General features: G+C 75.0%; 6 protein-coding genes and 1 pseudogene. 5 read left to right on the top strand and 2 right to left on the bottom strand.

All coding sequences use genetic code 11. The annotated features are described in order from the left end of the window. Window positions 1-62: 62 nt before the first annotated feature. From E1266_RS34395 to E1266_RS34415, 5 genes are all read left to right on the top strand, one after another. Window positions 63-710, top strand: coding sequence for a response regulator transcription factor (locus tag E1266_RS34395; RefSeq protein ID WP_132054313.1), 648 nt, complete (start codon window positions 63-65; stop codon window positions 708-710). A 108-nt stretch (window positions 711-818) separates the two neighbouring features. Continuing rightward, complete coding sequence (locus E1266_RS34400) at window positions 819-1715, top strand: cytochrome P450 (protein WP_132054315.1); 897 nt, start codon at window positions 819-821, stop codon at window positions 1713-1715. An 82-nt stretch (window positions 1716-1797) separates the two neighbouring features. Further along, entirely contained in the window at window positions 1798-3123 is a 1326-nt protein-coding gene (locus E1266_RS34405) for a sensor histidine kinase (protein ID WP_132054317.1), read from the top strand. Between the two features lie 28 nt (window positions 3124-3151). Continuing rightward, on the top strand, window positions 3152-3853 hold the full coding sequence (locus tag E1266_RS34410) for a response regulator transcription factor (RefSeq protein WP_132054319.1): 702 nt from the start codon (window positions 3152-3154) through the stop codon (window positions 3851-3853). 92 nt (window positions 3854-3945) lie between these two features. Next, on the top strand, window positions 3946-4557 hold the full coding sequence (locus E1266_RS34415; protein ID WP_132054321.1) for a response regulator: 612 nt from the start codon (window positions 3946-3948) through the stop codon (window positions 4555-4557). 51 nt (window positions 4558-4608) lie between these two features. On the opposite strand, the gene E1266_RS34420 is transcribed toward E1266_RS34415, so the two are convergent. Both E1266_RS34420 and E1266_RS38510 read right to left on the bottom strand, forming a co-directional pair. Further along, the gene (locus E1266_RS34420) at window positions 4609-6087 is read right to left on the bottom strand and encodes a serine/threonine-protein kinase (protein WP_132054323.1); all 1479 of its coding nucleotides are present in this window, start codon (window positions 6085-6087) and stop codon (window positions 4609-4611) included. 22 nt (window positions 6088-6109) lie between these two features. Continuing rightward, window positions 6110-6611, bottom strand: a pseudogene (locus E1266_RS38510) (hypothetical protein); the annotation flags it as partial.

Below are 6611 nucleotides of genomic sequence, written 5' to 3' on the forward strand. Positions count from 1 at the left end.
CCCCCCGACCCGCCACCGGACCCGGCCGCCGACCCGCGCGCCGACGACTGGCGGCCGTATCCATGAACGTGCTGATCTGCGATGACCATGCGGTCTTCGCCGAGTCGTTGTCGCTGGTGCTCGCCGACGCCGGGCACAGCGTCGTCGGGGTGGCCTTCTCCCCCGCGGACGCGCTGCCCGTGCTGCGGGCCCGGCGGCCCGACGTGTGCCTCACCGACCTACGGTTCCCTTCGGGCACCGCGCTCGACTGGATGCCGAGCCTGCGGGCCGCGTCCCCGGGCACGAGCTTCGTCGTCCTCACCGGCTTCCTCGAACCGGAGGTACTGGACGCGGGGGTCCAGGCGGGCGTGCGGGGTTTCGCCCACAAGGGCCAGCAGGCCGGCGACATCCTCACCGTGCTGCGCCGCGTCGCGGACGGCGAGGTCGTCGTCGACCAGGCGGCCCGGCGGGACGAGGCGCGGCCGCGCAACCAGGCGCAGCGGGTCGCGCGGTTCCTCACCCCGCGCGAGCGGGAGGTGCTGACCCGCCTGGTGCGCGGGGAGTCCACCCAGGCGCTGGCGAAGGCGATGGGCGTGACGCGCAGCACGGCGCGGAGCCACGTGCAGAGCGTGCTGAGCAAGCTCGGGGTGCATTCGCAGCGCGAGGCGGTGATCGCGGCGGCCCGGCACGGCCTGGTCAGCGTCGAGACCGGGGAGTGGCTCGCGGGCTGAGCGGCCGCGCGTTCCGCGGTTTCGCGGGCCGGGCGCCGGGGAACGGCCGAATCCGGACCTTCATGGTTCGGCCGGGACGCGTTAGCGTCCGCCTGGAAGGAGGTTCCCATGCCGCAACGGCACGGTGCGCCGCCCCTCTCCGACGCGGGCGCCCTCGACTGCGCCGCCGTCTACACCCGCGGGGTCCCGCACGGCAGGTTCGCGCGGCTCCGCTCCAGGACGCCCGTGGTGTGGCAGGACGGCCGCACGGCGGGCCGGCCGGGCGCCTGGGCGGTGCTCCGGTACGCGGACGTCCACCGGGCCCTCACCCGTCCCGGGCTGTTCCGCCCGCAGAGCGACGGCGTCCTGCACGGCCCCATGATCGCGGACGTCCCGGACGGCGCACGTCCCGGGCGGCGCCCGCCCGGGACCGCGCTCATCGACATGGACCCCCCGGCCCGGGCCATGCTCGGCCGCATCCCGCGCCGGGAGCCGGCCGACTTCGTCGCCGACGTCGCCCCCGACCTCCCCGAAACGCTGCGGAACACTTTGGCCGGCGGCCTCTACGCGCTGCTGCGCCACCCCGAGCAGTACGGCCGGCTCCGGGAGGAGCGGTCCGACGAGCGGCTCGTCGACAGCGCCGTGGAGGAGATGCTGCGCTGGTGGACGCCCGTCCTCCAGGTCTGGCGGACCGTGCGGCGCGGCACCGTCGTCGGCGGCGTGCCGCTGCTGGCGGGCGAGCGGGTCACGCTCTGGCTGGTCTCCGCCAACCACGACGAGGAGGTGTTCCCCGAGCCCGAGCGGTTCGTCCCGGAACGGTTCGCCCTGGGCGCCCGGCCGCACCTCTGCTTCGGCTCCGGGCACCGGGCATGCCTGGGCGCGCGGCTCACCCGCGTGCACCTGCGCGCGCTGCTGGTCGCGCTGCTGGAGCACCCGCGCACCCTCCGGCTCGCGGGCGAGCCGCTGCCGGTCCGGTCCAGCGCCCGGCACGGCTTCGAGCGGCTGCCCGTCCGCTGGACCGGCTGACCCCCGGCTACCTCCCGCGGAGTAGGCGCGGGCACTCCCCGCGGCCGACGCCGGCCGGAGACCGATGACCTAACGTGCACACATGAGCACTTCACCGCCGCACGGCCCCGCGCGGCCGACCCTGCCGCGCCCCGGCCTGTGGCCGGTGTGGGTCGTCCCGGCCTTCCTCGCGTTCTTCCAGATCTTCGGTTCGCTGGGCGCGCAGCACGGCGGCGGGCAGCCCGGCGGCGGCACCGGCGGCTCGCCCGGCCCGCCGTGGGCCGAGGGCGGCGGTTCCGGCGCCGAGCTCACCGAACTGGACGCGCTGGGGTTCGGCCTGCTCCTCGCCGGCCCGGCACTGCTGCTGCTGCGCCGCCGCCATCCCGTGCTCGTGCTGGCCGCGACCGCGGCGGTGACCGTCCTCTACCTGCTGCGCGCCTACACCTACGGCCCGGTGATCTTCTCGCTGGCCGTCGCGATGTTCGCGGCCGTCGTCGCCGGGCACCGGCTCGCCGCCTGGGCCGGGACGGGCGCCGTCCTCGCCGCCTACTTCGCGCTGACCACCGTCATCGGCGCCCCCGCGGACGAGCGGGGATCCGGCGGGCTCTTCCCGGTGGAACGGCCGTCCCTCGTCGCGATGACGTTCGTGACCGCCTGGGCGCTGGTGGTCCTGGTGACCGCCGAACTGGTCCGGATGCGGGGGCAGCGCGCCGCGGAGGCGGCCCGCATCCGCGCCGAGAAGGAGCGCCGGCAGGCCAGCGAGGAGCGGCTGCGGATGGCCCGCGAGCTGCACGACGTCCTCGCGCACAACATCTCGATGATCAACGTCCAGGCGGGGGTGGCGCTGCACCTGCTGGACGAGAACCCCGAGCAGGCCCGGACGGCGCTCGCCGCCATCAAGGACGCCAGCAAGGAGGCGCTCACCGAGATGCGCGGGGTGATCGGCGCGCTGCGGGCGCAGGGCGAGACCGCGCCCCGCTCCCCCACCGCCGGGCTCGACGGGCTGGCGGACCTCGCCGCCCGCGCGCGCTCCGCCGGGCTGGCGGTCGAGGTCGAGGTCACCGGGGACCGCCGCCCGCTGCACGCGAGCACGGACCTCGCCGCGTTCCGCATCGTCCAGGAGTCGCTGACGAACGTGACCCGGCACGCCGGGCCCGGCCCGGTGACGGCCCGGGTCGCCATCGCCTACCGTGAGCACGAGATCGTGGTGCGGGTCGAGGACGACGGCCAGGGGGTGTCCCTGCTGGACGACCATCCGGCCGGCAGCGGCATCCGGGGCATGCGGGAGCGGGCGGCGGCGCTCGGCGGCGGCTTCGACGCCGGGCCGCGGCCCGGCGGCGGGTTCCGCGTCCAGGCCCGCCTCCCGCTGACCGGCGAACCGGACGGCGCACCCCCGGACACGGCCGCGCCCGGAAAGGGAACCCAATGAGCCGACGTCATCCTCGGAAGGGCTGAACATGCGGGTCTCTGGCGGAGCGTCGGACGGCGACTCGGCGATCAAGGTCATGCTGGCCGACGACCAGGTCCTGGTCCGGGCCGGGTTCCGGGCGCTGCTGGACGCGCAGCCCGACATCGAGGTCGTCGGGGAGGCGAGCGACGGCGAGGAGGCGGTGGCGCAGGCGCGGCGGCTGCGCCCCGACATCATCCTGATGGACATCCGCATGCCGGGCCTGGACGGCCTGGAGGCCACCCGGCGGATCGCCGCCGACGACCGCCTCGCCGACATCAGGATCGTCATCCTCACCACGTTCGAGCTGGACGAGTACGTGTTCGAGGCGCTGCGCGGCGGCGCGAGCGGCTTCCTCGTCAAGGACACCGAGCCGGTGGAGCTCATCCACGCCGTGCGGGCCGTCGCCGCCGGCGACGCGCTGCTGTCGCCCAGCGTCACCCGGCGGCTGATCGCCGAGTTCGCGATGCGGGCCAAGGAGCCGGCGCCGTCGCCGCGGCTGAACGCGCTCACCGACCGTGAGCGGGAGGTCATGGCGCTGGTCGGCGAGGGCCTGTCGAACGAGGAGATCGCGGCCCGGCTCGTGGTGAGCCCCGCGACCGCGAAGACCCACGTCAGCCGCACGATGGTGAAGCTCGACGCGCGCGACCGCGCCCAGCTCGTGGTGTTCGCCTACGAGTCCGGGCTGGTCAAGCCGGGGTGGCTGCCGTAGCAATTCTCACTCTGCGGCGATTCCCTGTCGTCGTCCGCCGGGACGTGACAGGGTGGAAGCACCCCAGGCCGTCATGGACGCGAAGGAGCCCGGTGCCGAACGACACGAGGATCCTGGCCGTCGACGACCGCGAGGAGAACCTGACCGCCCTCGCGGCCGTCCTCGACGCCCTCCCGGTGGACGTCGTGCCGGTCACGTCCGGCCAGGCGGCCCTCAAGGAGCTGCTGAACGACGAATTCGCGCTGATCCTGCTCGACGTCGTCATGCCGGAGATGGACGGGTTCGAGACCGCCCGGCACATCAAGTCCCGGCCCCGCACCCGCGACATTCCCATCATCTTCCTCACCGCGGGCGGCGCGGCGGCCGAGCAGGCGTTCCGCGGGTACTCCGCCGGCGCGGCCGACTACCTCACCAAGCCGTTCGACCCGTGGCTGCTGCGCGCCAAGGTGTCGGTGTTCGTCGACCTGCACCGCCGCAACCTGGAGCTGCAGCGGCAGGCGAAGCTGCTGCGGCAGACCCTCGCCGAGGGGGACGGCGGCGACGTCCTGGCGGGCTGCGAGCGGCTGATCTCCGCCCTCGGCGAGCGGCTGCAGAAGGTCGAGGAGGACGCCGCCCTGATCCGCGCGGGCGAACCGGCCGGCGACCTCGACGAGCACGTCGCCGACCTGCGGCTCGTACTCGACGCCTTGGCCGCCGGTACCTGACGCGTCCGCCGGTGCCCGGCGCCTTCGCCGTCTGCCCGGCGTGCGGCCGGGTCAGCCCGGCGCGGCCGGGATCGCGGGCGGGCGGGCCGCCGCGTCCGACTGGAGCTTGCCGCGCAGGATGAACGCGCCCACCAGGACCGCCGCCACCACCAGGACCACCGCGATCGTGACGACCAGGACCGTCTTGCGGCGCTCCACCCGGTCGCCGCGGAGGCCGTGCACGGGCGGCGGCGGAGGCTGCTGCCAGTTCGTGTACTGCTGGGGCTGCTCCCACGGCGGAGGCGTCTGCGGGCCCGGGGCCTGGCGGGTCCGGGACGGCGGCGGCGCCCACTCGGTCTCCAGGAACGTCCGCGAATCCGGACTCCCGCCGGCGGGCGGCGGCTGCGCATGAGGCGCCCCGTTCTGCCCCAGGCCGCGCCCCTGACCGGCACCCTGGCCGTGGGCTTGGCCTGGCGCCTGGCCGCGTCCCTGACCGGGGCTCCGGCCGTGGCCCTGTCCGGGGCCTTGACCTTGGCCCTGGTCGCCGAAACGGACCGGGTCGTGGCGGGTGATCGGCTCCGGCTCGCCCGGGTCGCGGCGGGTGACCACGTCCAGCTCGTCCGGGTCAAGGACGGTCTCCGCCGCGTCGGCCGCCCGTCCGCCGCCCTGCAGATAGCGGCCGGGCTCGTCGTCCGTCACCGTCTCGGCGGCCCGCGGTGGCATCGGGCGCGACGGCGGCAGCATCGCCGCGACCCGGGTGAGCAGCGGCTGCGCCTGCGCCGCCGTCATCCGGTTCGCCGGCTCCCGCGCCAGCAGCCCGTCCAGCACCCGGGCGAGCGGCCCCGCGTTGCGGGCCGGCGGCACCGGTTCGGTCAGCGCGGCCTGCAGCGACGACATCGCGTCCGACCGCTCGTAGGGTGAGCGGCCCTCGACGGCCGCGTACAGCGTCGCGCCCAGCGCCCACAGGTCGGACGCCGGCACCGCGCGCTCACCCTGCACCCGCTCCGGCGGGATGTAGGCAGGCGAACCCATGACCAGGCCCGTCTGCGTGAGGGTGGCGTCGCCCTCCACTTGCGCGATGCCGAAGTCGGTGAGCACGACCCGTCCGGTGTCGGTGATCAGGACGTTGCTGGGCTTGACGTCGCGGTGCAGGATGCCCTTCTCGTGGGCGTGCCGCAGCGCGCCGAGCATCTGCAGCCCGATGTCGGCGACCCTGCGGTGCTCCATGGGGCCGCGGTCCAGCAGGTCCTGGAGGGACGGGGCGAGGACCAGCTCCATCACGATCCACGGCCGGTCCGACTCCTCCACCACGTCGTGGACGGTCACCACCCCGGAGTGGTTCAGTCGCGCCGAGGCCCGCGCCTCGCGGAACGTCCGCTCGTACAGCACGGCGCGTTCGGAGTCGTCCAGGCCCGGCGGGAGCACGACCTCCTTGACCGCGACCTCGCGGTCGAGCATGACGTCGAAGGCGCGCCACACGGTGCCCATCCCGCCCCGGCCGACCACTGAGTCGAGCCGGTAGCGATTACCGAGCAGACGTGCCTGTGCCATGACTAGAGGGTCCCCCCGTTTATCATCCCACCCCGGAGGGACGGAACGTGTCGAGCACATTCTTCACGAGTGCCTCGTTCTCGTTCCACTGGGACGCGGGAACCGCGATCACCACCGCGTACGACCGGCCCCCGGCGATCACTCCGCGGTCGCGCGCGCGGGTGAGGCCGCTGTCGCGGGTCCAGGTGAACTCGATGTCGGCCGCGTCCACGCCGGCGACGCTCGTGCGGGTGATCGAGAGCCGGTTGAAGTTCCGCAGCTTCCCGTCGGCGACGGCCTCCCGCTCCCAGGTCAGCCAGTGGTCGTACGGGTCGCCCGTCCAGGGCGTCCGGTCGACCTGGACGTAGGCGGTGCCCGCCGGGTCGTTCCAGATGGTGCTGTTGCCCCGGTCGGAGCGCCGCCACCCCTCCGGGACCCCGATGGTGAAGCCGGGGCCCGACGCCCGGACGAGCCCGTCCGGCAGGAACGCCTCGGACGGGCCGCCGGACGATGCCGGCTCGGTCGCGGGCGGGGTGGGCGTGTCC

Source organism: Actinomadura sp. 7K534 (genome assembly GCF_004348575.1).
GTDB lineage: Bacteria > Actinomycetota > Actinomycetes > Streptosporangiales > Streptosporangiaceae > Spirillospora > Spirillospora livida.

What these genes read in the sequence shown, in the direction of transcription:
- E1266_RS34395 (WP_132054313.1), top strand. Translation starts at nt 63, where the DNA reads ATGAACGTGCTGATCTGCGATGACCATGCGGTCTTCGCCGAGTCGTTG.
- E1266_RS34400 (WP_132054315.1), top strand. Translation starts at nt 819, where the DNA reads ATGCCGCAACGGCACGGTGCGCCGCCCCTCTCCGACGCGGGCGCCCTC.
- E1266_RS34405 (WP_132054317.1), top strand. Translation starts at nt 1,798, where the DNA reads ATGAGCACTTCACCGCCGCACGGCCCCGCGCGGCCGACCCTGCCGCGC.
- E1266_RS34410 (WP_132054319.1), top strand. Translation starts at nt 3,152, where the DNA reads ATGCGGGTCTCTGGCGGAGCGTCGGACGGCGACTCGGCGATCAAGGTC.
- E1266_RS34420 (WP_132054323.1), bottom strand. Translation starts at nt 6,087, where the DNA reads ATGGCACAGGCACGTCTGCTCGGTAATCGCTACCGGCTCGACTCAGTG.